The sequence below is a fragment of the Prevotella sp. OH937_COT-195 genome, from assembly GCF_003932845.1.
Classification (GTDB): Bacteria; Bacteroidota; Bacteroidia; order Bacteroidales; family Bacteroidaceae; genus Prevotella.
Genome location: NZ_RQZH01000215.1, coordinates 1 through 298, shown reverse-complemented (window position 1 = coordinate 298; position 298 = coordinate 1). Strand labels below are relative to the sequence as shown.

1 protein-coding gene is annotated in these 298 nt (G+C 53.7%); it reads right to left on the bottom strand.

Annotation, left to right across the window (positions count from 1 at the left end; genetic code table 11):
* Window positions 1–2: 2 nt before the first annotated feature.
* A complete protein-coding gene (locus EII32_RS12750) occupies window positions 3–221 on the bottom strand; it encodes a transposase (RefSeq protein WP_410524587.1) in 219 nt (72 codons plus the stop codon).
* Between the last annotated feature and the right edge of the window lie 77 nt (window positions 222–298).

The following is a 298-nucleotide window of genomic DNA, read 5'->3' as shown; positions in this document are numbered from 1 at the left end:
CCCTAAGCCTCATGCTCTACCAAAGCCCGCTCCACGGCCTGGCGCAAATCCATCCCCCAATCCAGCCACTGCCTCACCTTGCATTTGACTGACAACCAGCAACGCTCTATCGGATTAAACTGCGGCAAATAAGGCGGCAAGTAAAGCAACAAACAGCGCGCTTTCTTCATAATCTCTTTCACTCTCCCGCCTTTGTGAAAAGCCGCATTGTCCATCACCACAACATGGGCTGTTTTTCTCCGTTCGCGTCACGCGGCAGTCGTTCTACCAACGCCTCCAGCCAGCTTTCCACCACTTC